This is a genomic window from Sulfurovum aggregans (genome assembly GCF_055385215.1).
Window position 1 is genome coordinate 827397 of sequence record NZ_AP042387.1, and the last position, 26079, is coordinate 853475.

Sequence of the window (26079 nt, forward strand, 5' to 3'; positions counted from 1 at the left end):
ACTTCCTTATTTTAAAAGACCTGCTTCTTTAAATGCTTTGATCGCACCTGGATGCTGTGGTACTGCCAGGCCATCAAGTAATGACTCTTTTGTGATCGTTTTATATGCAGGATGAAGTTTTTTGAATGCTTCAAAATTATCAAGGATAGTTTTAGCCACAGTATAAACTACTTTATCATCAATGCTGTCTTTAGTTACAAGTACTGCTTTTACACCAATACTTGGAGTATCATGTTCTACACCTTTATAAAAAGAACCGGAGATCACACCTTTTGCATAGTAAGAATATTTATTGACCAAATCATCAATAGGTTTTCCTTCAATAGCTACCAGATCAATATCTACAGAGTTTGAAGCATCTTTAATATTTGCCGTCGGGTGGCCGAATACACCAAAATAACCATCGATTTTGTTATCTTTTAACATCGTCGGCCCCTCACTTGATTTTAATTCATTTGCAAGTGCCAGGTCCGAATGTTTGATACCAAATGCTTCAAGTACGATATCCGTAGTCATTCTTGTACCGGAACCAGGAATATCTATATTTAATTTTTTACCTTTCACATCTGCTAAAGATTTGATCCCTGATGATTTTGTCACGACAAATGCTAAAAGCTCAGGATAAATTGCCAATACGGATCTTAAACCTTTAATTGCCTTACCTTTAAATTTTCCTTCACCGTTATATGCCTGATACGCAGTATCACTCTGAGCAATACCGAAATCAAGTTCATTGGCATTGATCGTATTTACATTGTAAACAGATCCTCCGGTTGACTCTACGGAACATCTGATACCCGTTGTTTTTCTCTCTTTATTCATCATCCGACAAATAGCACCGCCGGTCGGGTAGTAAGTACCGGTAACTCCCCCTGTACCAATCGTAATAAATTGCGTTGCAAAAGCCGGAACGCTCATGGCTGCAATTAACGCAGCACTCATCATTGTTTTCTTCATAATATTCTCCAAATAGTTTGATATAATTATCGCCTTTAAAGATCGATAAGTCAAATTGTACTTAAGAAAAGTAGCCTCAAAATAGCATCATGGAAAATCCAATCAATTTATCTATAATTTACAATTATATTTTCTAATTAGTAACACTATATTAACTCTGCATATAAAATGAATCAAAAAAACATTAGTTTGTATTAAGTTAATATAAATACTATAGTACCATTCTATAAGGTATTAAGCAAAAAGGACAAACATTGACACAATATCTATCTCCTCTTCCTCCGCTTAAAAACATATTCAAAAAATATGCCATGCATTTATTTGGTATTATTGGATTTGTATTTACTTTTGCACTTGGTCTGGTTGCTCTTTTTAAAAACACTGAAAATGTAGTTATTTTACTACCTTATGGTATATTGGTATTTGTCCTTAATCTTTTTTATCTCAAGCTTATGCGATTATCACGCCAAGACTATGAAAACAAATTAAAAAAAGAGAAAGAGTACTCACAGGAACTACTTAAATCACAAAAACTTTTTCTACGCCATGCGGTACATGAAACAAATACTCCACTCGCAGTCATCATGGCGAATATCGAACTTTTTGAGCTCGAATCAGGAAAACATATTGCCCTCTCCAATATTGAAGCTGCTACTAAAAATATGTATGGCATTTATGATGATTTAAGCTATCTTACCCAAAAAGATAAAATTGCTTACCCAAAACAAGAACTCATATTGGCAGATTTTATTAAGAGCAGAATAGAATTTTTTGATATCGTTGCCAAACAATCAAAACTCTCATTTGAATTCAAAAATCATTGCAATCATACTACCATTCTCATCAATGAAACCAAGCTGCAACGTATCATTGACAATAACATTACAAATGCAATAAAATATACTAAAGAGTTTGAGGTGATAAAAATAAGACTCTATGAAAAGGAAGATCATTGTATTTTTGAAATTTCCAGCAATTCTACAACCATAGAAGATCCGGAACAAATTTTTAATGCATACTACAGGGAAAACCATATTAAAGATGGTCTTGGCCTTGGTTTAAATCTAGTCAAGACCATATGCGATGAGGAGAATATCAAGATAGTACTTCAATCCGACAAAAACAACACTTCATTCAAATATTATTTCAACAAAGGAGCGAAATGAAAATTTTATTACTTGAGGATGACCCATTACTCAGTGAGGCGATCACCAGGTTTCTCATCATTAAAGGTCACGCCGTTCAAACCTTTAGAGACGGGAATTCTGTACTTAACTCACTTAAAGAGACATGTTTTGATCTGCTTATTTTAGATATCAATGTGCCAAACATTGACGGACTGACACTCCTTGAAATGCTACATGAAGAGAAAATACAGATCCCTACTATTTTCATATCAGCCATTATAGATATAGACGATATTTCCCGTGCTTTTAATCTTGGATGTCATGATTACCTCAAGAAACCATTTCATCTTAAAGAGTTGGCCATCAGGATAGATAAAATACTTCAATCAAACTATATCCCTCATTCACACTTAAGATTATCAAAGAGCTATAGCTTAGATATGGAGTCCTCTACACTCAGGTTTAATGGCGAAGTCCAAGTGTTATCAGAAAGACATTTAAAGATCCTTACCCTTCTTGCAAATAACCGAAATCGTGTAGTTGACTACGCACTTTTTCAAGAGTACGCCTGGGATAACCTTGATGTTGAGATTCCAACCATCAGAGCAGAAATAAACCGTCTAAAAAAAACACTGAAAGAAGATATCATCATCAATATCAGAAATATGGGGTATATGATCAAAAGGCCTGGTTGATTCGCTTTGCTACCAGGTCTCCAAACATAATAAGATCTTTCAGTACAGCTTTTTGGGTAATACCGTCTTTGCCTACAGCCAGCATCAGTTCACCTTTGTTGCTTGAAAATATCTTTTGGTAGATGATCGCGGTCATATACCAGTAATCACCTTCTCCTAAAGTCTTCTCATATATCTTAACTGTACTGGCTGAAGGAATATGTACTTCCACCAAACCATTTTGACGTTCTGCCCCTACAGCAGAAAATTTATAGAAACCTGCTTTGGATTTATCTTTGATCATTTTTGAAAGGTTGAAATAAAGTGTCAACAGGTCATTTTTACTGTAAAAATCCAATACGGTATGCTCCTCTCCAGTTATTTTGTCTCGATTCTTTTTCAGATAATCTTTTGTAACTCTCTTTTTCTGATGGTCGATATGATAGATCTTCTCAACATATTTTTCGCCATATGTCTTGATCACTTTATAGGTATCTGAAATATACATACCGTTGACTATATGTCCCTTACTGATATGTCTCTCTTTTCTGTTTTTACTGAGTGTTTTTGCCAATCCTGTTGCTTTCATACCTATATCTATCGTATACCTGTTGCCTTTTGTCTCCAAATGCGCTTCAGCAACCCCCATTTGCCCGAACAACCCAAAGCTCACTTTATACTTTACATCCAATACTTTTGCATTTACAATTGATGAGAAGAGTATCAATATCCATAAAATAATAAACCTTTTTTTCATTCACTTCACTCCAATCTTATAGTTTGAACCAAATTCTACTATAATTATGTGGATAAAACGTGAAGGATCATAAAAACATGGCAACAACACAATCACTTGAAGAAAATGCAACACAAGCTTTAGATGTTATTGAAAATTTGGATATGGGATTTGCACAAACCGTACAGAACTGGCTCACTCCTGTCTATACATCCAAATACGGCGAATTTTTTCAACAGACTTTTCTTGATATCCCTCTTGCCAATTTTGTTCTGGCCATTCTTGTTTTTCTGTTTATTTTGGTTTTACGAAAAATCTTTACCAAAATAGTCATTGTCTTTATCCAACAACTGGCTAAAAACACTAGCACTTTTTATGATGACAGGATCATATCATCCATCAAAGAACCTTTACGTTTTGCTTTTATCATACTTGCGCTGCATCTCTTTTTCTTACTCATATTCAAAGAGACTCAGATCATTAAAAACATACTCAATACACTTGTGGTTTTTGATCTGTTTTGGATGATACTTGCCATTGTAGAAGCTTTACGCGGACTTGTTTATAGTGTAACCGGGAAATTGAATACTGATCTTTCCAAAGAGATGGGGGACTTTATTCTCAGGATCATTAAATTTCTGATCGCCGGTGTAGGACTGGGAGCCATGCTTCAAGTATGGGGGATCAATGTCACTGCACTTATCGCCTCTTTAGGACTGGGTGGTCTGGCATTTGCTCTTGCTGCAAAAGATACTGCTTCCAATCTCTTTGGTTCTTTTGCGATCCTGGCAGACAAATCCATACGTATAGGAGAATGGATCAAAGTGAATGGCGTTGAGGGAGTTGTAGAAGATATAGGTATGAGAACGACCAAGATCCGCTCTTTTCAGAAATCCCTTATCACTGTCCCCAACCAGATCGTAGCAAATCATCCCATAGAGAACTTTTCAAGAAGAGGTATCAGACGGATCAAAATGCATATAGGACTGACGTATGGGACAACAAGTTCCCAAATATCCCGGATCATCAAAGAGATCAAAGAGATGCTTCAAGAGCATGATGGCATCTCTCAAAAAGACAGTCTTATGGTTAACTTTGATACATTTGGAGACAGCTCGCTCAATATTTTTATTTACACCTTCACCAATACTTCCAATTGGGAAAGATATTTACATATTTTAGAAGAGATCAATCTGAATATCATGAAGATCGTTGAAGAGAATGGATCATCATTTGCTTTTCCGTCACAGTCTATTTATGTGGAACAGTTACCGAGTAAAAATATGCTATAATTCCAGCAATAAAATACTCTCGTTCTGTCTCTCTATAGCTGGAGCATACCCTGATAACAGGAAGAAGTGCCTTTGAAAAGGTACACATTCATTTGATATAGCTCAAATCGTTGTCTTCTGTAATGTTACCTGTGTATTCCATCTGTAAAAAGGTAGAACAAGACTCAAGAAAGAATAATATTTATGCAAGAACTAAAAAAAGTAGCCATATTAGGACGGCCGAACGTAGGGAAGAGTTCACTCTTTAACCGTTTGGCAAGACAGAGAGATGCCATCACTTCAGATGTATCCGGAACAACCAGAGACATCAAAAAACGTATAGTAACTATTTCAGAAAACCGTGATTTCGAAGTGATCGATACAGGGGGGATAGATTACTCTTCCGAACTTTTTTCAAAAGTAGCAGAGTTCTCACTCAGAGCTGCCGATGCAGCAGATATCATTATCTATATGGTCGATGGCAAAACCCTGCCTGATGAAGAGGACAGAGAGCTTTTTTATAAATTACAAGCACTGGACAAGCCTCTTGCACTCGTAGTGAATAAAATAGATAATGATAAAGAAGAAGAACGTTACTGGGAATTTTTGGAGTTTGGTGCAGATGCGACATTTCCTATGTCAGTAAGTCACAACAGATACTTCAATGACTTTTATGCATGGCTTGAACAGTATATACCGGAAAAAGAAGAGACTTCGAAACCCGAACTTACAGAAGATACGGAAATAGATCCTTTTGCTGAGATAGTCCGTGACATCAACTCTACAGTAGAAGAGGTAGACAATCAAATAAGAGTTGCCATCATCGGGCGTGTAAACACAGGCAAGAGCTCACTGCTTAACGCACTATTGGGTGAAGAGCGTTCTGTTGTTTCAGATGTAGCAGGAACGACCATAGATCCTATTGATGAGATGATAGAGCATGACGGACATAAGATCACTTTCATCGATACTGCAGGTATCAGAAGAAGAAGTAAGATAGTAGGTATAGAAAAGTATGCACTTGGACGTACCACTGCCATGCTGGAAAAAGCCAACCTTGTCCTGCTGATGATCGATGCAACCGTAGGGGTGACAGAGCTTGATGAAAGGGTTGCCGGACTTATAGAGAAGCATAGACTTGCCTGTCTTATCGTGATCAATAAATGGGATATAAGAGAAGATAAAACCTATGAAAAGATGGTTGATGACATACGTGATGAACTTAAATTCCTGCACTATGCACCACTTATTACCATTTCTGCAAAGACAGGAATGCGTGTCAACAGGATACTTGACCAGATCACAGCTATCTACGGACGTTACAAACAGCGTATTCCAACATCAAAACTCAATGATGTAGTGCGTGAGGCGATAAACAGACATCAGGTGCCTTCACACAACGGTGCAGTGGTCAATATAAAATTTGCCACACAATATGAAACAAAACCGCCCAAAATTGCTCTTATCTCCAACAGGCCCGATGGCATACATTTCAGTTATAAACGCTATTTGGCAAACTATTTAAGAAGTAAATTTGATTTTGAGGGTGTCCCTTTGGAGATTGTAGCCCGTAAACGTGGTGAACGATTTGACGAGGATGAGTAGCGTTAAGCAAACGACAATAGTTTGTCGTTTGTAGCCTACGAAACCAGAGTGGTCGGAGTGTAACGAAGCCACGTCGGCACAAAGCGTTAAGCAAACGACAATAGTTTGTCGTTTGTAACTACGAAACAAAAACACCAACTACCTTAACTCTTACCACTACTTTGATATAATCTCCTAAAATTATTTTAGGATATAACATGCGTGTACTTACCGGAATACAGGCTTCAGGCAAACTTCATATAGGGAACTATTTTGGAGCTATGAAGCCTATGATAGAGCTTCAAGAGGAGCATGAACTTTTTACATTTATCGCAAATTATCATTCCTTGACCTCTTCCAAGGATGCTGCCACACTTAAACAATATACGATAGATGCTGCTATAGACTATCTATCCCTCGGTATAGACCCTGAAAAAACTACTTTCTGGGTACAAAGTCATGTACCTGAAGTACTTGAACTCTACTGGATACTCTCCAAATTCACACCTATGGGACTCCTTGAACGTGCACATAGCTACAAAGATAAAGTCTCTAAAGGTATTCCTGCCAGTCATGCACTTTTCTCTTACCCCGTACTGATGGCTGCAGACATTCTAATACTTGATACCCAAAAGGTCCCCGTAGGGAAGGACCAGATACAACATGTCGAAATGACAAGAGACATCGCTATAAAATTCAACAATGAGTATGGAGAGATCTTTACGCTTCCTGAACATATGGTGCAGGAAGATGTCGCGACTATCCCCGGTATTGACGGACAAAAGATGAGTAAGAGTTATGACAATGCCATTGATCTCTTTATGGATGAGAAGCCTTTACAGAAAAGATGTAACAAGATCATCAGTTCATCCACTCCGCTTGGGGAATCTTTGGAATTCGAAAATTGTCATATCTATAATCTTGCTGCACTCTTTTTAAATAACGAACAGAAACTGGAACTTCAGGAGCGTTACCAAAGCGGTAAAGAAGGGTATGGCCACTTTAAAAAATACCTTAAAGAACTTATTTGGGAAGAACTGGCTGAAGCCAGAGAAAAAAGGGCTTATTACCTCAACAATATGGATGAGGTTAATGACATCTTGGCACAGGGTGCAAAAAAAGCCAGAAGTATAGCCAATGCCAAAATGGTAAAAGTAAGAGATGCCGTAGGACTGCTGTAAAGCAGTACCCTGTCAATTATTTCCAAGGCTGCATCGATCGCATTGCCTACTTCATCAACGATCTCTTGCTGATCAGGTTTTATCTGATCATCCTCTTCTTTGTCTGCTTTTTCCTGATTTACATAACTTAACTGATCATCAGTATTATCAACCACTGAATGATCTGTAGATCACTGAACCATGACTTCTTCATAGGAAATTCCCTTATCTTATTTTACTGGAGTTTTCTACTTTTGTGAGGATTAGCAAATATATTGTGTTTTATTTCTGAATAGCTATCTGTTTTACTTCTGTATGTTTTTCAAGAATATAACTGACAATTTTCTTATCAATCACATCTGTACTGTAGAGCATGATCTTTAGATCACCATGGTTAACATGTCCTTTTTCTTGACCTAAAGTAAGTAACCGTTTTGCTATGGCTTCTCCCGTATGTATGAGGTTGAGATCCCTTTGCATCACCTTTTCAATCACTTCTCCTACCAAAGGATAATGCGTACAACCCAGAACGATAGTATCTACACTGTTTTCCCTCATGGGAGTCAGCCATGTTTCCAACATCATTTTCGTACGGTGACTATCTATCTCACCTTTTTCTATCTGTTCAACCAGTCCGGGGCATGCCTGTTCAAAAAGTACAACATCTTTTTGGTTTGCCAAAGTATCGGTCAGCTGCTGATACTTATCACCTTTCAGTGTTGCCGGAGTTGCAAGTACACCTACTTTGCCTGTTCTGGTCCGTTCTATAGCAGGCTTGATACCCGGTTCTGTACCTATAATGATCAGAGAAGGATAAGATGTTCTTAAATGCTGTATGGCTGCCGATGTTGCTGTATTACAGGCAACAATGAGTGCATCTATCTGATGTGTATCAATAAAATATTGTGTGATATTCAGACTGTATTGTAATATCTGTTGAGGGGTTTTTTCACCATAAGGTGCATTTTGGGTATCGGCAATATAAAAAAGTTCAGCACCTTTGATCATCTTAGCCATGGCCTGAACAACCGTCAACCCGCCCAACCCGGAATCAAAAATACCGATCTTCATATCTACTCCCTGCTACCTGCTCCTTACCCTTTTTTTATGCACCCTCATTCATCATAGAGAGGAATTCTTCATTGGTTTTTGTCTTCATCATTTTAGAGAAAAGAAATTTAAGTCCTTCCACTTCTTCCATATTTTGCATTGCATTTCTCAATGCCCATACTTTTTGAAGTGTCTCAGGACTTACCATAAGTTCTTCTTTTCTCGTTCCTGATTTTGTTACATCTATCGCAGGATAGATACGTCTTTCAGACACGTGACGGCTCAGTACAACTTCTGAGTTTCCTGTACCTTTGAATTCTTCAAATATCACCTCATCCATACGGCTTCCTGTTTCAATAAGTGCAGTTGCAATAATGGTCAAAGAGCCTCCCTCTTCTATATTTCTGGCTGCCCCGAAGAAACGTTTCGGTTTATGCAGTGCATTGGCATCTACACCTCCGGAGAGTACTTTTCCCGAACTTGGTGTTACTGTGTTATAGGCACGTGCAAGTCTTGTAATGGAGTCAAGCAGGATAATGACATCTTTCCCCATTTCAACACGTCTTTTGGCTTTTTCTATGACCATTTCAGCTGTACGGACATGGTTTTGTGCAGGCAAGTCAAATGTTGATGCATAGACTTCACCTTTGACAGAACGCTGCATATCTGTAACCTCTTCCGGCCTCTCATCTACAAGCAGTACCATAAGAGATGCATCCGGATTATTATACGTAATTCCATGTGCAAGTTCTTTCAGAAGCTCTGTTTTCCCTGTTCTTGGAGGTGCCACGATCAAAGCTCTTTGTCCCTTACCTATCGGAGTGAAGAGATCAAGGACACGACCGGTCATTTTCATAGGATTATATTCAAGTTTAAGCTGTTCACTTGCATACAACGGTGTCAGGTTATCGAAAAGAGGTCTTTGTTTGGACTTTTCCGGAGCCAAGTAGTTGATCGCTTCTATTTTCAAGAGCGCATAATACTTCTCTTGGTCTTTTGGAGGACGTACCTGTCCTGTCACAATATCACCGTTTCTCAATGCGAATCGTTTGACCTGTGTACCGCTTACATATGTATCATTACTTGAATTTGCGAAATTCCCGTCTATCGAACGCAAGAAACCATACCCATCGTTCATTACTTCAAGAATACCCGTATAAAGGATGAACCCTCCCTGACTTACCTGTGATTTCAAGATCTCAAAAATAAGATCTTTACGCTGGAATTCATTAGGATTCTCTACTTTTACTTCTTTCGCAATAGTAACGAGTTCTGTCAGTGGAAGTTTTTGAAGATCTTCAATCTTGTAGCCATCTACCGGCACATGTGTTCTGTTCTTTCTGTTGGCGTGAGAATTACCGTTAGATTTTTTGTTGTCGCTCATGATTCCTCTTGTTTTTGAATATGATTATAAAATGGAGATATACAATAGAGATATACTATCGTGTAGTTATGATATTATAATCCTTTTTGGCTGAAATGTCAAACTTACTGCGGATCTATGGTTAAAATCTATAAATAAAAGAATATAATTTAATTCATAGAAAAACCACAACACAAGGAAACAGAGATGTCAGTTGAAGCACACATAGAAAAAGTTTTAAAGAATGTTAAAGAGTGCAGTCCGGGACAGGAAGAGTTTTATCAGGCCGTACATGAAGTACTATATTCTTTGATTCCCCTCTTGGAAGAAGATGAAAAATACGATGTTTATAATATTTTGGAACGTATTACTGTACCTGAACGTACTCTCATTTTCCGTGTGAACTGGGTAGATGATAACGGAGAGATCCAGACAAATCTCGGCTACCGAGTGCAGTTCAATTCCGCTATCGGGCCTTACAAAGGCGGTCTCCGCTTCCATCCTTCTGTCAATTTGGGGATCATCAAATTCCTGGGATTTGAACAGATATTCAAAAATTCCCTTACCGGATTGCAGATAGGAGGGGCCAAAGGAGGAAGCAATTTTGATCCCAAAGGGAAAAGTGATAATGAGATCATGCGTTTCTGCCAGGCATTCATGTCTGAGCTCTATACACATATCGGTGAAACAAAAGATGTACCTGCAGGGGATATAGGTGTAGGTACAAGAGAGATAGGATATCTTTTTGGACAGTATAAAAAACTCACACGAAAATTTGAAGGAGCACTCACAGGTAAAAATCTTAACTGGGGCGGTTCCAATACTCGAAAAGAAGCCACAGGATATGGTTCTGCCTACTTTGCAGAAAATATTCTGAATAAATATGAAAAAAATCTGGAAGGTAAAATATGCTGTGTATCCGGTTCAGGGAATGTTGCGATCTACACCATTGAAAAACTCTATGATATGGGAGCCGTCCCTGTAGCATGCAGTGACAGTAAAGGGACTGTTTACCATGAAGGAGGTATCGACCTCAATTCCCTCAAAGCCATCAAAGAGATCAACCACCAGTCACTTGAAGTCTATGGACAGATACACCCCGATGCTGTTTATACCCCTATCAGTCACTATCCGGAGGGGCGTCATATGGTATGGGATATCCCTTGTGATATTGCTTTTCCCAGTGCTACCCAAAATGAACTGAATCTTGAAGATGCCAAAGTATTGGTTGCCAATGGCTGCATACTGGTCAATGAAGGCGCCAATATGCCAACCACTCCTGAAGCAATGATCTATCTGAGAGAACACAATGTATTGTTTGGTCCGGGAAAAGCAGCCAATGCAGGAGGGGTCACCACCAGTCAACTGGAAATGAGCCAAAATGCAAGTATGGCAAAATGGTCTTTTGAAGAAGTAGACATCAAGCTTCGCCAGATCATGCGTAACATCTTTGAGACTGCCTATGAAACATCGAAAGAATTTGGTCGCGAAGGTGATTTGATAGCCGGTGCGAATATTGCCGGCTTCAGAAAAGTAGCTGACTCCATGATAGACCAGGGGGCGGTATAACAGTCGATATTTCTTTGTCCCTTAACTTATGAACTGATCAAGTTTTTTCTATCCTCAAATCTCTCAATAGAGAATCAACACTATTCATAACTATTGTATTTATGAATTGTGGCTATTGATCCTGCTCTATTAACTAGCAACTCTTTAGATCAAAGCATAAAAAAGCAGAGGCGGGTAAAGTCCTACCCCCATAAGAAAAAACCATGATGGTATTTTCCATTTCAACATCATTGCCAAATCTTGAGGAATATTCTGATGAATAAATATTTTTTTAATAAGTTCGATCTTATAAAACATATCAAATACTTTAAATATCAGGATCAGGATCATATAGATATTCAAAGTATCTGTTATTATCACTACAAAAAGTATAAAATAAAAGGCGGGATGCATTAAAAAAAAGAAAAAAATACTTTTGGAATACCATCCATAAAGTTTTTTTATCACCCCGTACAATGTAGGGGCATGTTGCATATAGGCTTCAAAAAGTTCCAATATGATCAGAATAGATATAAGTACAAATACATTTTCCATGCGGGATTTTACCCATATTTGGATAAAATCCATACAAATTATTAACACTACTGTTATTTTGAACTTGTATCCTAAAGAGATTTTCTCCGGGCATTCAGAATCTAAAATTTCTATTTAAGAGATATCCTTTAGTTTTTAGATTATGGATCCTGAAACATATTGCTTAGGATATAGAATGATGTAAAGAGAGGAATCAATTTGGCAGAAATAGCCTGTACCCACTGTAATCTCAAATTTGATGAATCAGTAATGATCACTGAACAAGAAGATGATAAACAACTCTTTTTCTGTTGCAAAGGCTGCCAGGGGGTTTATCATCTGCTTGAGAGTGAAGGGCTGGATACTTTTTATGATAAACTGGGTGATACAAAACTTCAACCTGCCACACAGAACACGGATGACTTGGGGAAATTTGATCTTGAGGGATTTAAGAACAAATATATCACTACCCACGAAGACGGTTTATGCGAGATCAATCTCATTATAGAGGGGATTCACTGTTCAGCCTGTGTCTGGCTCAATGAAAAAGTACTTCATAAAACAGACGGTATCATAGACGCATCCATCAACTATACTAACAATAAAGCCAAGGTCATTTGGGATCCGGAAGAGATCAAACTTTCAAAGATCATAGAGACTATCCGTTCCATCGGCTACAATGCTTACCCATATGATCCTACCCTGCAGGAAGAAAGAGCCAACAAAACCAAAAAAGAGTACTACTCACGTATTCTTGTAGGCGTATTTGGTACGATGAATATTATGTGGATCGCCATTGCACACTATGCAGGTTATTTTACAGGAATGCAGCAAGGATTTAAAGACATTCTGAATGTAGCCGAATTCATTCTGGCCACCCCTGTACTTTTTTACAGTGGTTGGATCTTCTTTCGAGGTGCCTACTATGGATTTAAAAACCATATTGTCAACATGGATACTCTTGTTGCCTCCGGAGCTGTTTCTGCCTATATCTACTCTGTTTATGCCATGATCACACAAAGTGGAGAGGTCTATTTTGATTCTGTAGTGATGATCATCACTTTTGTACTGGTAGGAAAATATCTGGAGGTACTCAGTAAAAAACATGCTGTGGATACCCTCGACAGTATTATGGGGAGCACCCCTACCGAAGTCACTACACTGAAAGAGGGTATCAAATCTTTAGTCAGCGTTGAAAACGTCAAAGTGGGTGACACCATTGAACTGAAACCCGGAGAAAAAGTGGTGATCGATGGCGTTGTCACCTTGGGACAGGGAAGCTTTGATGAGAGTTCTCTTACCGGTGAGAACGAACCCGTCTATAAACAAAAAGGGGATGAAATACTCAGTGGGTCCATTTGTCTGGATTCAGTGATACATTATGAGGCCGGCAAAGATGCTTCACACTCTCTACTTACATCCATCGTGAACCTGCTTGAAGAGTCCATTACCAAAAAACCGCATATTGAACAACTTGCCAATACTGTATCAGGTTACTTCTCCAGTATTATTTTGATCATTGCCCTGATCACTTTTGCAGGATGGTATTTATGGAACGGAAGTTTTGAAACGGCACTTATTATCGGTATTTCCGTGATCGTCATTGCCTGTCCATGTGCATTGGGACTTGCAACCCCTATGGCAACACTGGTAGGCATCTCCATTGCAGCCAAAAGAGGGATACTGTTCAAAGAGGCTGCTTTTCTTGAAACCATGGCAAAAAGCAACCTTCTTGCTTTAGATAAAACAGGCACCATAACCGAAGGAAAACCTTCTGTAGTAAAATCTGAATTATTTGATGGCTTTGATCCTGCTTTGCTTTTAGCACTTGTGAATACTTCAAACCACCCTGTTTCGAAAGGTATTGCGTCTTACCTCCAAAAAACGTATGATGTGCTTGATCCTCTTCCGCTTGAAGAAATAAAAAGTATTGAGGCCAAGGGGATAGAAGCCAGATATCAAGGGGGGAAACTTTTAGGAGGCAATACGTCTCTGCTTAAAGCTTCAGGCATCCAAATAGATGACAGTTCAGAGAATTCTCTCTTCTTTTTTGCCATAGACAACAGACTTGTTGCACGCTTTGAACTTACTGATACCATACGTGATGGAGCTAAGGAAGCCATAGCAGAGATACAGGCATTGGGGATCAAAGTAGTGATGCTTACAGGAGACCATGAACAAAGTGCTCTCAAGGTAGCCCAAGCTGTAGGGATAGATAATGTACATGCCAAACTTCTCCCTCAAGAGAAATCATCCCTTATCAAAACCTTTCAAGACAATGGAGATATTGTTGTAATGGTAGGGGACGGGATCAATGATGCCATTGCACTTGCCAGTTCCAACATCGCCATTGCCATGGGACAAGGTGCAGATGTAGCGATCAATGTAAGTGATGTTGTACTTTTAGATGAAAAACCGCAGAGTATCTATGAAGCATATAAGATTTCAAGGCGTACTTTTAGAGCTGTAAAAGAAAATCTGGGTTTCTCTTTGTTATATAATGTTATCGCTGTACCACTTGCAGTGATGGGATTTGTCAATCCTCTGATAGCTGCACTCTCTATGAGTTTAAGCTCACTCGTAGTGGTAGGAAATTCTATGCGGATTAAAATGTTAAAATTTAAAACTGAAAAAAGGAATCAAAAATAATGTCTGAAAACGTGGTTATCTTAATGTTGTCTGTCTCTACTTTCTTGGGTGCTTTAGGTCTCATCGCCCTGCTTTGGGGTGTCAAAACAGGTCAATTTGATGACCAATCAAAGTTCATCGATGCTGCACGTTACGACAATGAAGAAGATCTTAGAGACGCTGCTATGATGGATAAAAAGAAAAAAGAACATGAAAGAAAAAAGAAAAAAGAGCAAGAAAGAAAAAAAAATTATATGCCTGCGGATTAAAAAATAACTCTAATTTATGAGTAAATTACAACAAATTTATGTTATCATTATATGAATAAATATTAAAGGAGCTCTTATGACTATGAAAAAACTATTATTAACCACTCTTTTGCTTACAGGAACACTTACTGCAGAAAACAGTATCGGACTGGATATCAACAGTGAAGATATAGAAATACTTGGTTCTGTCAATCTCAATACACTTGTAAATTATGCCGACAGTACCACCTATATCATTGATGCAAGTTATCTGCATACAGACGGTGACAATATGGCTGCTGTAGGTTTTAGCGGACAAAATTCGCTGCAAGGCCTGGAAGGCCTTACCCTGGCCTTCGGTGCAAAAGTGATCTTTGCAAGTGAATTCATGGCATTACCACTTATGGCAAAAGCTGCCTATACCCTTCCATTAAATAATAGTATACCTGCTACATCGTTGGCTGCAAGTTTTGCCTACGCTCCGTCTGTCCTTACTTTCAGGGACGGAGAGACATATTCGGAGTTTAAACTGGAAGCTGATATGGAGATCATTTCCAATATCCATCTGTTTACAGGATATCGTAATCTCGATACTGAGTATGAAAATGTTGACAAAACATTTAATAACAGTTTTTATGGTGGTTTGAAACTAAGCTTCTAGTAAAACAGAGTACAGAGAGGGTTCAAAAAAAGGAATATAGACTTTTAGCCTTTTATATTCGACTTTTCTCTGAAGGTGGGGAGTATACACTTAGTACTATTTAGATACAATTCTTGCTAATACTCGTTGAAGGGATTTTTTCATGCAAATCTTAGTGACAGGCGGAGCAGGCTATATTGGTTCCCATACTGCTATCTTGCTTATAGAAGCAGGTTATGAGATCGTGATTTTCGACAACTTCTCCAATGCTTCCAGAGAGAGTATAAAAAGAGTTGAAAAGATCGTAGGGAAAAGTATTGCCACCATTGAGGGGGATGTACGGAACAGAGATGATCTGCATCAGGTATTTCATAACTACAATATAGATGCTGTCATTCATTTTGCCGGGCTTAAAGCGGTAGGAGAATCTGTAGAAAAGCCTTTAACCTATTACGATAACAATGTTAACGGGACCATTACATTATGTGAAGTAATGGCTGCGCATCATTGCAGATCCATTGTATTCAGTTCTTCTGCAACAGTCTACGGTGATCCTCATACTACACCTATTGATGAGAGTTTTCCTCTCTCTGCAACCAATCCTTATGGCCGAAGTAAACTCTTTGTTGAAGAGATATTAAGAGATCTTTTTCTTTCAGATAACAGATGGAAGATCGTTCTGCTTCGTTACTTTAATCCCGTAGGGGCACATGAATCAGGGACGATAGGGGAAGATCCCCATGGTATCCCCAATAATCTAATGCCGTTCATTGCCCAAACAGCCGTAGGAAAAAGAGAATATCTCTCTGTTTTTGGAGCTGACTATGATACCCCTGACGGTACAGGTATCAGAGACTACATCCATGTAGTAGATCTGGCTGACGGGCATGTTAAAGCCCTTGAAAGGATCAACAGCTTTAATGAAGTCATGACCATTAATCTGGGTACAGGGAAAGGATATTCCGTACTGGATATGGTAAAGGCTTTTGAAAAAGCTTCAGGGAAAAAAATACCGTATAAAATAGCAGCAAGAAGAGATGGGGATATTGCCAAATGTTTTGCAGATCCAAGCTATGCCAAAAAGATTTTAGACTGGGAAGCGACCAGAAGTATAGAGCAGATGTGTAAAGACAGCTGGAGATGGCAAGAAGCAAACCCTAACGGGTATAATAAATAATCACTTAGGAAGATCAATGACAAACCGTATCAGCAAATCAATATTTAGAGAATATGATATCCGTGGTATTTTTGAACAAGAACTGAATGAACAAACTGTAAAACTCATAGGGTATTATCTGGGCCAAAAGATCAATGGGGATAAAATCGTCTCTATCGGTTATGATGCACGTTCACACTCTCCTGTCCTGAGAGACTATCTGACATCAGGACTAAATGCAGCAGGATGCAAAGTCTTAGACATGGGAATGGTAGCAACACCAGTGAATTACTTTTCAAACTATATCTCACATAACGATATAAATACAAATGCTTCTATCATGATCACAGGGTCACATAATCCTTCAGAATACAACGGTTTTAAAATTACTGTTGACAAAGCTCCCTTCTTTGGTGAAGAGATCTACATTCTTGGTGACGAAATCATCAAAAATCAGAATAAAACCATTCCTGACAATACAGCAAAAACCGATATAGATGTAAGAACTCCCTATATCAACTTCATGATCAAAGAGTTTGCTCATTTAAAAGGTCTTGACAAAAAAATAGTCATTGACTGTGGTAACGGTGTAGCAGACACGGTCATTACAGATATTTTTGATGCTCTTGAGTTCAAATATACCGGTCTTTACTGTGAACCTGACGGAACATTCCCCAATCACCATCCGGATCCATCGGTAGAGAAGAATCTTGCTGATGTCAAACAGGCTTTGGCTCAGGATGGAGATATTGCTTTTGCCTATGACGGAGATGCTGACCGTATTGCTGTGCTTACCCATAAGCATAACATCAAAGGGGACCAGATGGCACTGCTTTATGCAATGAAGATGAAAAACCCTACCGTCATCGGTGAAGTCAAATGTTCACAAGTCATGTATGATGAACTGGAGCGCCGAGGGGCAAGGGCCATCATGTACAAAACAGGTCACTCCAACTTAAAAGTAAAAATGAAAGAGACCGGTGCAGATCTTGCATGTGAAGTAAGTGGGCATATTTTCTTTAAAGATCGTTATTTTGGTTATGATGATGCTATCTATGCTACACTTAGAATGCTCGAACTTATTGCAGACGGTATAGATCTTGATAAAGAGATAGATGCACTGCCACAGGTTTTTTCAACAGAAGAGATCAAGGTGGAAACTACGGAAGAAGAGAAATTTCTCATTATTGACAAGGTCAAAGAACTACTCAAAAATCCTCCAAGTGATTTTCCAAGGATAATGAATATCATCAATGTGGATGGTGTGCGGATCAATTTTGAAAAAGGCTGGGGACTTGTACGTGCCAGTAATACTACTCCTGTACTCGTTACAAGATTTGAATCAACAGATGAAACAACGGCAAAAACCTATGAACTCAAAGTCAATGAGCTAATACTCCGGGCAAAGAATCTATTATGACAAATAAACTTTACTTTACCACGATCAACGAAGAAGCACAGAGAAATGCTTTTAATGCTATTATAGAGGAACAAAAGACCATTGGCTACTATAAACTTCCCGAGCAGGACATCACCTCTATATCAGACTTCTGCAAGACTATTTCACCTACTGTGGAAACCATTGCAGTGATAGGAATAGGCGGAAGTTCTCTGGGTGCCAAAGCGGTTTATGAATTTATCAAACCAGTCAAGGATCTTCCACGGAAACTATACTTTTTTGAAAGTACGGATCCTATCAATATTACTAATCTGCTCTCCAAATTTAACATTGAAAAAACCCATTTTCTAGTCATTTCCAAATCAGGAAATACAATAGAGACTTTTTCTATCTATAAATATATCTATTCATTGCATCATGATCCTTCTGCCTATACTTTTATCACAGGTCCCGGTTCCCCCCTTGAACAGTATGCCAAAGAGATCAACGTATCCGTACTTCATCTGCCGAAGAATGTCGGAGGAAGGTTCTCTGTACTCTCAACTGTGGGGTTGGTCCCGTTAGCACTGTGCGGTATTGATATTCAAAGTCTATTATCAGGGGCAAAAACTGTTAAGGAAAGTTTTTTTGATTATGGGTATATTCAAGATGTCCTTCTTAAAAAAGCAGTTTATTATGCCAAAAATCATGCCCAATACCACATTAACTGTATTTTTGCCTATTCCGAAACCCTTAAATACTTCTGTGAATGGTATGTACAGCTTTGGGGTGAAAGCCTGGGAAAACATCAACGTCACAGTGCATTTCATGTGGGTCTTACTCCTGTAGGCCTCATAGGTCCCAAAGACCAACACTCTTTTCTCCAACTTATTATGGAAGGGACCAGAGATAAATCCGTCACCTTTATTAAAATCGAAAATTTTCATGATCCTATCAGTATCCCGGATATTTCATTACCACACCTGGAATCCCTTGATATACTCAATAATAAAACATTTTCCCAACTGATCAATATGCAGTGTGATTCTGTCATTGAAGCTTTATTGGAGCAGGAGAGTATTCCATTAGATACGATCAGTATCCCAAGTATCACTGAATACAATATCGGCTCTTTGATCTACTACTATGAACTGCTTACTTCTCTTGTAGGTGAACTCATAGATGTCAATACCTATGATCAGCCGGGAGTAGAAACAGGGAAAATTATTTTAAAGAAAAAATTACAGGAAATATAGAACACTAAGATTTCTAATAGCATTTACGATAGAATATAAATTAAAATTTCGATAAAAATGAGAAGTATCTATGATAAAAAAATGTTTATTCCCTGCAGCAGGTTACGGTACACGTTTCCTTCCTGCTACCAAAGCTACCCCAAAAGAGATGCTTCCTATCTTGACCAAACCGCTTATACAGTATGGTGTTGAAGAGGCTGTAGAAGCAGGACTTCATACCATGGCGATCATCACAGGCAGAGGCAAACGTGCCATTGAAGATCATTTTGATATTTCCTATGAACTCGAACATCAGATCAAAGGCAGCAACAAGGAACCTCTTCTTTATGAAATACGATCCCTTATTAACCAATGTACCTTCTCTTATACCAGGCAAATAGAAATGAAAGGTCTGGGCCATGCCATTCTTACAGGAGAAACCCTCATCGGCAATGAGCCCTTTGCAGTCATTCTGGCTGATGATCTCTGCACCAGTAATGAGACAGGTGTCCTCAAGCAGATGATCGAGGTTTATGAAAAATACCAATGTTCCATTGTTGCTATTGAAGAAGTACCGATGGATCAAACCCATAAGTATGGAGTGATCGCGGGAAAACTGGTTGATAATACAACAGATACATTCCGGGTAACAGATATGATCGAAAAACCGGAACCAAAAGATGCACCGACCAATATGGCGATCATAGGGCGATATATCCTTACCCCTGATATTTTTGATATTCTTAGAGAAATAAAACCGGGTAAAGGGGGAGAGATACAGATCACTGATGCCCTTTTAGAGCAGGCTAAACAGGGAAAAGTGATCGCTTACAAATTCAGGGGTACACGTTTTGACTGTGGTTCCGTTGATGGATTTGTTGAAGCTACAAATTATTTTTATACACACTCTAAAGAGAAATAGTTTAAATATTTCATTGAAAAAACATAAAGGAACATCAATATGAAGATCAGTGTAATCGGTACAGGCTATGTGGGGCTAGTGTCCGGAGCCTGCTTTGCAGACATGGGTAATAATGTAACCTGTATAGATATAGATGAGAAGAAAGTACGATCACTTCAAGAAGGGATCGTTCCCATTTATGAACCAGGCCTTGAAGAGATGGTTTCAGATAATTATAAAAAACAGACGCTTCATTTTACAACAGATATCAAAGAACCGTTAAAAAACTCCAATATCTGTTTTATAGCAGTAGGAACACCTATGGGAGAAGATGGAAGTGCCGACCTGCAATATGTTCTTGCAGTAGCAAAATCCATCGGTATGTATATGACACATCATATGTATGTAGTAGATAAATCTACAGTACCTGTAGGAACTGCACAAAAAGTAAAAGAAACGATTCAAACTGAACTTGACAAACGGAATTCTGACCTTACATTTGATGTCATCTCCAATCCGGAATTCCTTAAAGAAGGTGCTGCTATAGAAGACTTTATGAAGCCTGACCGGGTTGTAATAGGCGCAGAAAATGAAAAGGCCTTTGAAGTGATGAGGGAACTCTATGCACCCTTTACCCGCAATCATGACCGATTTATAACTATGGATATCAAGTCCGCCGAAATGACGAAATATACAGCAAATGCCATGCTTGCTACAAAAATATCCTTTATGAATGAAATAGCAAATATCTGTGAAAGGGTCGGTGCAGATGTAAACCAGGTCAGAAACGGTATCGGCAGTGACAGCAGAATAGGATACAGTTTCATCTACCCGGGGTGCGGATACGGAGGAAGCTGTTTTCCCAAAGATGTACAGGCATTGGCTAAAACAGCTAAAGATTTTGGCTATACCCCCAAAATACTTGATGCTGTTGAACTGGTCAATGATGAACAGAAAAAAGTCATATCCAATAAAGTACTCAAAGAATTTGGGGAAAACCTTGAAGGTAAAACATTTGCTGTTTGGGGACTTGCATTTAAACCTGAAACAGATGATATGAGAGAAGCAACCTCTATTACAGTGATCCGGGAACTCACATCAAGAGGAGCCAGGATCAAAGCCTATGATCCCAAAGCAAGACATGAAGCTGAAACTTTTTATCTTAAAAACATACAAAATGTAGCGTATGTTGATAGCAAATATGATGCCCTGACCAATGCTGATGCAATGATACTTTTAACAGAATGGAAAGAGTTCAGATCCCCTGATTTTGAAGAAATGGGGCAGAGGCTGAATCAGCCCATTATTTTTGACGGCCGGAATCAATACAATAAAGAAAAACTTAAATCTCTTGGTTTTAAATATTTCCAGATCGGAGTTCAATCCTGATGAAAATTCTTCTTACAGGCACAGCTGGCTTCATTGGCTATCATTTAGCAAAAAAACTGCTTGAACGAGGCGACGAAGTCATTGGCATTGACAATATCAATGATTACTATGATGTTAATTTGAAGTACGGAAGGCTTAAAGAACTGGGCATAGACCAGGAAAAGATCACCAAAAACAAACCTGTTTCCTCTACTCTCTTCCCAAAACATCGATTTATACAAATGGATATTTCCGACAAAGAAGAGATGGAGGCTTTATTTAAAAAAGAAAAATTTGATGCTGTCTGCAACCTGGCAGCACAGGCAGGTGTGCGCTATAGTCTTGAAAATCCACATGCTTATATAGAAAGCAATATCGTAGGTTTTATGAATATCCTGGAGGGATGCCGACAAAACAATATCAAGAATCTCTCTTATGCTTCCAGTTCTTCAGTCTACGGGATGAATAAAGAACAACCATTTAAGACCAGTGATCAAGTTGATAAACCTGTTTCCATCTATGCCGCTACAAAAAAATCAAATGAACTGATGGCACATACCTACTCTCATTTATATGGTATTTCTACAACCGGTCTAAGATTTTTTACAGTCTACGGTCCATGGGGAAGACCGGATATGGCACCTATGCTTTTTACTGATGCTATCCTGAATAACAGAGCCATCAAAGTTTTTAATCATGGTGATATGAGTAGAGATTTTACCTATATCGATGACATTGTTGACGGCTGTATCAAAGTTATAGACAACCCCAATACAGAAGAACTCTATCAGATATACAATATCGGGAACAATGCACCCGTTCAACTTATGGATTTCATTAAAGCTCTGGAAAATTCTTTGGGTAAAGAAGCGATCAAAGAATACCTCCCTATGCAGCCGGGAGATGTTAAATCAACTTATGCCGATGTAAGCGGTCTCATTGATACTTTTGGATACAAACCTGATACTTCCATCCAGGAGGGTGTTGATCAGTTTTCAAAATGGTATCAGGAATTTTATAAATGTTAGAGTTCTCAGTAAACAGTATAATAGACAACTCCTAATAAAAACAATTAAGACAAAGCAGGATAAATATGAAATTTTTTCAGACTAAAAAATTAAATAATAAAAAAGTAGATTTTATCATCACCAGTACGCAAAAAGGCGCCACCTCTGCTTCAGACAAATATTTACGAGATCATAATGATATCTGTATGGCATCCAGGAAAGAAGTACACTTCTTTAATATTGTCTTTTAAAGAATTTGAGTATTTAAAAAATATTTTTTCATGGGGATCAAAGCAGTGGAAAAACTTCTGAGTTAGGATTGTTCTTAATGGCTGGAGTACCAAAATAAAAAAATTTAACATTAAAAAGGATACATAGTGGAGAGATACAAAAATATTGAAAATGCTATTTTTATTATAGGATGTGATAGAAGCGGCACAACTTTTCTTGGCTCATTAATTGGTGCACATTCTCAATGTATCGTCACTCCTGAAAGCCAATTCAAGGTAGACTGTTATTCCAAAGAAGAGCAAACCTCTTTTGACCCAAAAAAATCTTTTCAGAAGATCAAAGAGACAAAAAGGTTTAAAATATGGGATACTGATATCTCATTTTTGGAAGATGAATATAACAATATTAAAAACTATCCTGATCTGATATTGAAGATCGTAGAAAAGTATAATATGGATAAGCAACATAAAGAATCTGCAAAAATATGGGTTGATCATACCCCTGTCAATGTAGAATATGTTGGTCTTTTAAAAGAGTTTTATCCTAATGCAAAATTTTTACATATCATTAGAGATGGTAGAGGTGTTGCTGCTTCCTATAAAAATGTCTCCTGGGGACCAAAATCAATGCAGGATATAGCTAACCATTGGCTAAAAAAACTGGCTTATGGTTTTGCTTATGAAACTAGATATCCGGAAGATATTCTATCTGTCCGATATGAGGAACTACTTTTAAATACAGAAGAGACTGTCAAAAAGATCACAGATTTCACAGGTATAAAATATGAAGAGAATATGCTGGCAGCAAATGGTCTTATCGTGCCCTCCTATACAAAACACCAACATGAACTGGTCGGTAAACAGGCCGATAAATCAAGAATAAACGCATGGGAAAAGACTTTATCAAAAAGAGAAATAGAACTGTTTGAATACAGAACACGGAACATGCTGCATTTACTTGACTATCACACTCTTTTTTCAAGACCAAGGGGGGAGAAACAGCGTGAGCGTATCCTTTTTGCACTTACTCAAAAATATAAGAAGTTCATCAATAAATGGAAAAAACGCTTAAAAATATAATTTCTCTACCTTATTGCCTGTAGATAGAGTCTGATTATCCCTGAAGCAGGCTTTTGGCATATGATATAAATTTTTCAGTAATCTCTTTTTTATCAAATTTTTGAATATATTTATTTGTAATTTCAGGATAGCTTTTAAGTGCCAAATCTATTTTTTCTGCCAGGTCATCTGCATTATTAACCTCAGACAGATAATTTTTAAGTTCATCTACCAATATTTCTCTTGGTCCCGTATCACAGTCTGTACTGACAACAGGTGTTTTTAAAACTAAACTTTCAACAATAACTCTGGGAAGCCCTTCTCTTTGAGAACTCATAATGAGCATTTTTGCATTTTTGATATAAGGATAGGGGTTGGCAGTAAACGGATGAAAAATAATTCTGTTTCTTTGAATATTAAACTTTTCGACCAACTCTAAAATGTCTTTATTCTCTTCCGTACCCAAAAGCAACAATTTAATATTTTTATCTTTTATTTTTGAAAAAGCTTTCAGTAGAATATCCTGCCGTTTTCTTTTTATACCACTACCTATTTGTATGAGATAATCTTCTTCCGGTACATTCACTACTTCACTGGCTAATTGAGGAATATTTTCCAAATCAAAAGGATTATAAATCGTTTGTATTTTCTTAGGAGATAAAAAGTTTAAAAGATTTTTTTCTGTATCTTGAGAAATAGTAATTAAATTTTGGTGATCAAATATTTTTTTATAGAGATTAGATCTTTTTTTATATCTAAAAAATGACTTTTCTTTTAATACTTGTAATTCCTGAGTAATATCAACTCTCATATAATAAATTTTTGGGATATTTATGAACTTTAATACTTTTGCTGTAGATTCCATATGCGAAATTACTATATCGATTTCTAACTTTTTCAATAATTTATTTAACTTTCTCGAAAGGAAATAATCACCTAAAATATCCACTTTTTTATACGGATTTCTATCTTTACAAAGTGAAAACATTTTTATATTTTCAGGCTCATATGCTTTTTTGTTTTCCAATAGAATTAAATGATTGTCAACGTCTCTACTGGTACTTCTTATTAAATCAACAGTACTTCTTTGTCCTCCGCCTTTTCCCAAATTTACAATAAAGTGTGCTACTTTCATTTATCTTCTTTTAATAATTTTTCTAATGCTTCATAAATTTTTTCTTTATGAAACCTTTCTACAATATAATCTTTTATTTGAATTTGTTCATCTAATGCTTCATCAATCTTTTCTGCCAATAATTTTGGTGTTTCCATTGGAACCAACCACTTTGATAATTCATCTACCAGCACTTCTTCAGGTCCTGTTGGGCAATTTGTACTAACTACAGGTGTCTTTAAAATAAAAGATTCAACAATTACTCTTGGTAATCCTTCCCTATCTGATGAAAGAACTAAAAGCTTTGCATTTTTTATATACTTATATGGATTTTGCTGAAATCCTAAAATAATAACCCTATCTTCCAAATTTCTCTCTTGAATCAATTTAATCAATTTTGGATGAGATTGAGCTAAAATTACTAACTTTATATTATGTTTAACTAATTTAAACGCATCTAACAATACGTCATATCTTTTTTGTTTTTTAAAAGCTGAGGGAGAAATAACATAATCAAATGCAATCTCTACTTCTTCTGTACCTTTTTGTAAGATCTCTTCAAAATCAAAAGGATTATATATAACTTGAGCAGATTTATATTTTATATTTAATTCATCAAAATCTTTTACCATTGCCTGTGATACTGTAATAATATTTTCATTTTCATATAAATACCTATAAAGTTTTAATTTCTTTTTTGCTCTTCTTTTATTAAACTTTTCCAGTTCTGCTTTATATGACATATGAATTACAAAATACTTCTTTGGATGTTTTAATAATTTAACAACTCTATCTGCTCTAGGTAGATGAGAAAAAATAACATCAAAATTTTTATTAAGTTCTTTTATTTTTTTTTCTAAAAGTTTAGCATATACATAATCACCCATCTTACCAAAAACTTTAAATGTATTTTTATTGTTTGTCAATGGGATAATAGGAAAATCATAATCATCTATTTCATAAGTTTTTGCATTTTCTATTAAAAATAAAACCACATCATGACCATTTTCATGAAGGATTTTTGCTCTATTTAAAACTGACTTTTCTGCCCCGCTTCCTGCCAGATTTGTTACAACTACACCTATCTTTTTCATTCACTTCCTTTTTATTT

At 37.3% G+C, this 26079-nt stretch carries 24 protein-coding genes; 17 read left to right on the forward strand and 7 right to left on the reverse strand.

Annotated features, from left to right (window positions below):
• Positions 1-6: 6 nt before the first annotated feature.
• On the reverse strand, positions 7-957 hold the full coding sequence (locus ACZ48W_RS04075; RefSeq protein ID WP_464830056.1) for a TAXI family TRAP transporter solute-binding subunit: 951 nt from the start codon (positions 955-957) through the stop codon (positions 7-9).
• Between the two features lie 254 nt (positions 958-1211).
• On the opposite strand from ACZ48W_RS04075, the gene ACZ48W_RS04080 reads away from it, so the two are divergent.
• Complete coding sequence (locus ACZ48W_RS04080) at positions 1212-2123, forward strand: sensor histidine kinase (protein ID WP_464830057.1); 912 nt, start codon at positions 1212-1214, stop codon at positions 2121-2123.
• Positions 2120-2779: a response regulator transcription factor gene (locus ACZ48W_RS04085; RefSeq protein ID WP_464830058.1), complete on the forward strand. Its 660-nt coding sequence runs from the start codon at positions 2120-2122 to the stop codon at positions 2777-2779. Before ACZ48W_RS04080 ends, ACZ48W_RS04085 begins: the two co-directional genes overlap by 4 nt.
• Here the strand turns inward: ACZ48W_RS04085 and ACZ48W_RS04090 are convergent.
• Entirely contained in the window at positions 2763-3515 is a 753-nt protein-coding gene (locus ACZ48W_RS04090; protein ID WP_464830059.1) for a DUF3108 domain-containing protein, read from the reverse strand. The genes ACZ48W_RS04085 and ACZ48W_RS04090 overlap by 17 nt on opposite strands.
• Positions 3516-3592: 77 nt before the next feature.
• On the opposite strand from ACZ48W_RS04090, the gene ACZ48W_RS04095 reads away from it, so the two are divergent.
• The 3 genes from ACZ48W_RS04095 to trpS all read left to right on the forward strand — a co-directional run bounded on the left by ACZ48W_RS04095 (position 3593) and on the right by trpS (position 7530).
• Entirely contained in the window at positions 3593-4786 is a 1194-nt protein-coding gene (locus ACZ48W_RS04095; protein ID WP_464830060.1) for a mechanosensitive ion channel family protein, read from the forward strand.
• 183 nt (positions 4787-4969) lie between these two features.
• The gene (gene der, locus ACZ48W_RS04100) at positions 4970-6370 is read left to right on the forward strand and encodes a ribosome biogenesis GTPase Der (RefSeq protein WP_464830061.1); all 1401 of its coding nucleotides are present in this window, start codon (positions 4970-4972) and stop codon (positions 6368-6370) included.
• Positions 6371-6567: 197 nt separating this feature from the next.
• Complete coding sequence (gene trpS / locus ACZ48W_RS04105; protein ID WP_464830062.1) at positions 6568-7530, forward strand: tryptophan--tRNA ligase; 963 nt, start codon at positions 6568-6570, stop codon at positions 7528-7530.
• A 261-nt stretch (positions 7531-7791) separates the two neighbouring features.
• On the opposite strand, the gene murI is transcribed toward trpS, so the two are convergent.
• Positions 7792-8580 carry a glutamate racemase gene (gene murI / locus ACZ48W_RS04110; RefSeq protein WP_464830063.1) on the reverse strand — a complete coding sequence of 263 codons (789 nt, stop codon included), beginning with the start codon at positions 8578-8580 and terminating at the stop codon, positions 7792-7794.
• A gap of 34 nt (positions 8581-8614) precedes the next feature.
• The gene (gene rho, locus ACZ48W_RS04115; RefSeq protein WP_464830064.1) at positions 8615-9943 is read right to left on the reverse strand and encodes a transcription termination factor Rho; all 1329 of its coding nucleotides are present in this window, start codon (positions 9941-9943) and stop codon (positions 8615-8617) included.
• 186 nt (positions 9944-10129) lie between these two features.
• Here rho and gdhA point away from each other — a divergent pair, with 186 nt between their 5' ends.
• Complete coding sequence (gene gdhA, locus ACZ48W_RS04120; protein WP_464830065.1) at positions 10130-11491, forward strand: NADP-specific glutamate dehydrogenase; 1362 nt, start codon at positions 10130-10132, stop codon at positions 11489-11491.
• 144 nt (positions 11492-11635) lie between these two features.
• Here the strand turns inward: gdhA and ACZ48W_RS04125 are convergent, their stop codons facing one another.
• On the reverse strand, positions 11636-12025 hold the full coding sequence (locus tag ACZ48W_RS04125) for a hypothetical protein (RefSeq protein ID WP_464830066.1): 390 nt from the start codon (positions 12023-12025) through the stop codon (positions 11636-11638).
• Between the two features lie 198 nt (positions 12026-12223).
• On the opposite strand from ACZ48W_RS04125, the gene ACZ48W_RS04130 reads away from it, so the two are divergent.
• The 11 genes from ACZ48W_RS04130 (at position 12224) to ACZ48W_RS04180 (ending at position 23875) form a co-directional block, all read left to right on the forward strand.
• On the forward strand, positions 12224-14653 hold the full coding sequence (locus ACZ48W_RS04130) for a heavy metal translocating P-type ATPase (protein ID WP_464830067.1): 2430 nt from the start codon (positions 12224-12226) through the stop codon (positions 14651-14653).
• Positions 14653-14901 (forward strand): cbb3-type cytochrome oxidase assembly protein CcoS, encoded by a 249-nt coding sequence (gene ccoS, locus ACZ48W_RS04135; protein ID WP_464830068.1) that lies wholly within the window; start codon positions 14653-14655, stop codon positions 14899-14901. The genes ACZ48W_RS04130 and ccoS overlap by 1 nt, the downstream gene beginning before the upstream one ends.
• Positions 14902-14983: 82 nt before the next feature.
• Complete coding sequence (locus ACZ48W_RS04140) at positions 14984-15541, forward strand: YfaZ family outer membrane protein (RefSeq protein WP_464830069.1); 558 nt, start codon at positions 14984-14986, stop codon at positions 15539-15541.
• Positions 15542-15683: 142 nt separating this feature from the next.
• Entirely contained in the window at positions 15684-16697 is a 1014-nt protein-coding gene (galE, locus tag ACZ48W_RS04145) for a UDP-glucose 4-epimerase GalE (RefSeq protein ID WP_464830070.1), read from the forward strand.
• Between the two features lie 16 nt (positions 16698-16713).
• Positions 16714-18096, forward strand: a complete 1383-nt coding sequence (locus ACZ48W_RS04150) for a phosphomannomutase/phosphoglucomutase (protein WP_464830071.1) — start codon at positions 16714-16716, stop codon at positions 18094-18096.
• On the forward strand, positions 18093-19310 hold the full coding sequence (locus ACZ48W_RS04155) for a glucose-6-phosphate isomerase (RefSeq protein WP_464830072.1): 1218 nt from the start codon (positions 18093-18095) through the stop codon (positions 19308-19310). The genes ACZ48W_RS04150 and ACZ48W_RS04155 overlap by 4 nt, the downstream gene beginning before the upstream one ends.
• A 70-nt stretch (positions 19311-19380) precedes the next feature.
• On the forward strand, positions 19381-20211 hold the full coding sequence (gene galU / locus ACZ48W_RS04160) for a UTP--glucose-1-phosphate uridylyltransferase GalU (RefSeq protein WP_464830073.1): 831 nt from the start codon (positions 19381-19383) through the stop codon (positions 20209-20211).
• A 39-nt stretch (positions 20212-20250) separates the two neighbouring features.
• Positions 20251-21579 carry a UDP-glucose dehydrogenase family protein gene (locus ACZ48W_RS04165; protein WP_464830074.1) on the forward strand — a complete coding sequence of 443 codons (1329 nt, stop codon included), beginning with the start codon at positions 20251-20253 and terminating at the stop codon, positions 21577-21579.
• Positions 21579-22586, forward strand: a complete 1008-nt coding sequence (locus ACZ48W_RS04170; RefSeq protein ID WP_464830075.1) for an NAD-dependent epimerase — start codon at positions 21579-21581, stop codon at positions 22584-22586. The genes ACZ48W_RS04165 and ACZ48W_RS04170 overlap by 1 nt, the downstream gene beginning before the upstream one ends.
• A gap of 65 nt (positions 22587-22651) precedes the next feature.
• The gene (locus tag ACZ48W_RS04175; protein WP_464830076.1) at positions 22652-22816 is read left to right on the forward strand and encodes a hypothetical protein; all 165 of its coding nucleotides are present in this window, start codon (positions 22652-22654) and stop codon (positions 22814-22816) included.
• Positions 22817-22942: 126 nt separating this feature from the next.
• Positions 22943-23875 carry a sulfotransferase family protein gene (locus ACZ48W_RS04180; protein ID WP_464830077.1) on the forward strand — a complete coding sequence of 311 codons (933 nt, stop codon included), beginning with the start codon at positions 22943-22945 and terminating at the stop codon, positions 23873-23875.
• A 34-nt stretch (positions 23876-23909) separates the two neighbouring features.
• Here the strand turns inward: ACZ48W_RS04180 and ACZ48W_RS04185 are convergent, their stop codons facing one another.
• Together ACZ48W_RS04185 and ACZ48W_RS04190 are read right to left on the reverse strand one after the other, a co-directional pair.
• On the reverse strand, positions 23910-24989 hold the full coding sequence (locus tag ACZ48W_RS04185) for a glycosyltransferase (protein ID WP_464830078.1): 1080 nt from the start codon (positions 24987-24989) through the stop codon (positions 23910-23912).
• Entirely contained in the window at positions 24986-26062 is a 1077-nt protein-coding gene (locus ACZ48W_RS04190) for a glycosyltransferase (RefSeq protein ID WP_464830079.1), read from the reverse strand. The genes ACZ48W_RS04185 and ACZ48W_RS04190 overlap by 4 nt, the downstream gene beginning before the upstream one ends.
• Positions 26063-26079 lie beyond the last annotated feature (17 nt).

Bases quoted from the DNA above. Each gene is read 5' to 3' on its own strand.
- ACZ48W_RS04075 (WP_464830056.1), bottom strand. From the start codon at position 957: ATGAAGAAAACAATGATGAGTGCTGCGTTAATTGCAGCCATGAGCGTT.
- ACZ48W_RS04085 (WP_464830058.1), top strand. From the start codon at position 2,120: ATGAAAATTTTATTACTTGAGGATGACCCATTACTCAGTGAGGCGATC.
- ACZ48W_RS04090 (WP_464830059.1), bottom strand. From the start codon at position 3,515: ATGAAAAAAAGGTTTATTATTTTATGGATATTGATACTCTTCTCATCA.
- ACZ48W_RS04095 (WP_464830060.1), top strand. From the start codon at position 3,593: ATGGCAACAACACAATCACTTGAAGAAAATGCAACACAAGCTTTAGAT.
- der (WP_464830061.1), top strand. From the start codon at position 4,970: ATGCAAGAACTAAAAAAAGTAGCCATATTAGGACGGCCGAACGTAGGG.
- trpS (WP_464830062.1), top strand. From the start codon at position 6,568: ATGCGTGTACTTACCGGAATACAGGCTTCAGGCAAACTTCATATAGGG.
- murI (WP_464830063.1), bottom strand. From the start codon at position 8,580: ATGAAGATCGGTATTTTTGATTCCGGGTTGGGCGGGTTGACGGTTGTT.
- rho (WP_464830064.1), bottom strand. From the start codon at position 9,943: ATGAGCGACAACAAAAAATCTAACGGTAATTCTCACGCCAACAGAAAG.
- gdhA (WP_464830065.1), top strand. From the start codon at position 10,130: ATGTCAGTTGAAGCACACATAGAAAAAGTTTTAAAGAATGTTAAAGAG.
- ACZ48W_RS04125 (WP_464830066.1), bottom strand. From the start codon at position 12,025: ATGGAAAATGTATTTGTACTTATATCTATTCTGATCATATTGGAACTT.
- ccoS (WP_464830068.1), top strand. From the start codon at position 14,653: ATGTCTGAAAACGTGGTTATCTTAATGTTGTCTGTCTCTACTTTCTTG.
- ACZ48W_RS04140 (WP_464830069.1), top strand. From the start codon at position 14,984: ATGAAAAAACTATTATTAACCACTCTTTTGCTTACAGGAACACTTACT.
- galE (WP_464830070.1), top strand. From the start codon at position 15,684: ATGCAAATCTTAGTGACAGGCGGAGCAGGCTATATTGGTTCCCATACT.
- ACZ48W_RS04150 (WP_464830071.1), top strand. From the start codon at position 16,714: ATGACAAACCGTATCAGCAAATCAATATTTAGAGAATATGATATCCGT.
- ACZ48W_RS04155 (WP_464830072.1), top strand. From the start codon at position 18,093: ATGACAAATAAACTTTACTTTACCACGATCAACGAAGAAGCACAGAGA.
- galU (WP_464830073.1), top strand. From the start codon at position 19,381: ATGATAAAAAAATGTTTATTCCCTGCAGCAGGTTACGGTACACGTTTC.
- ACZ48W_RS04165 (WP_464830074.1), top strand. From the start codon at position 20,251: ATGAAGATCAGTGTAATCGGTACAGGCTATGTGGGGCTAGTGTCCGGA.
- ACZ48W_RS04170 (WP_464830075.1), top strand. From the start codon at position 21,579: ATGAAAATTCTTCTTACAGGCACAGCTGGCTTCATTGGCTATCATTTA.
- ACZ48W_RS04175 (WP_464830076.1), top strand. From the start codon at position 22,652: ATGAAATTTTTTCAGACTAAAAAATTAAATAATAAAAAAGTAGATTTT.
- ACZ48W_RS04185 (WP_464830078.1), bottom strand. From the start codon at position 24,989: ATGAAAGTAGCACACTTTATTGTAAATTTGGGAAAAGGCGGAGGACAA.
- ACZ48W_RS04190 (WP_464830079.1), bottom strand. From the start codon at position 26,062: ATGAAAAAGATAGGTGTAGTTGTAACAAATCTGGCAGGAAGCGGGGCA.